Annotated in this window: 1 protein-coding gene; it reads right to left on the reverse strand. The window is 50.0% G+C overall.

Going from position 1 to position 400, the window contains the following annotated elements; genetic code table 11:
- Window positions 1–151 (reverse strand): prepilin-type N-terminal cleavage/methylation domain-containing protein (locus FY251_RS24085; RefSeq protein ID WP_148417019.1); only part of this gene is annotated, 151 nt, incomplete at its 3' end.
- Window positions 152–400: the final 249 nt, after the last annotated feature.

A 400-nucleotide genomic window follows, 5' to 3' on the forward strand; every position in this document is an offset into this window, starting at 1 on the left:
GACTATTCTCCACCAGAGCCTGGAATCCCGGTACAGCAACGGCTGCAACGACCGCCAGCAGGATAACCACGATCATAAACTCAATCAGCGTGAAACCGCCCTGAGGACGCCGTGAGGCACGGGAAGACAATTTCTGTCCGATACGTTTCATAAGGCCTCGTCCAATCAATGGACACGATTTAACACTCTTTTTCAGGATAGCTCGACTTACGGGAATGTCAGCCGGACTCCGATGAGCGGGGAGGATCAGGGGATGAGTGGTTAAACAGTGTGAAAGAATCCGCGGTTAAAGTGAGAAGCAATCCCTCTTCAATCATTAACTCCGAAGTAACAAGAACACCGTCAATCAGGGCAGGAGAATACTAGAGCTAAGTAACAATGGGCCTGAAAAGGCCCATTG

The organism is Haloferax sp. KTX1 (genome assembly GCF_902410085.1).
GTDB classification, from domain to species: Archaea; Halobacteriota; Halobacteria; order Halobacteriales; family Haloferacaceae; genus Haloferax; species Haloferax massiliensis.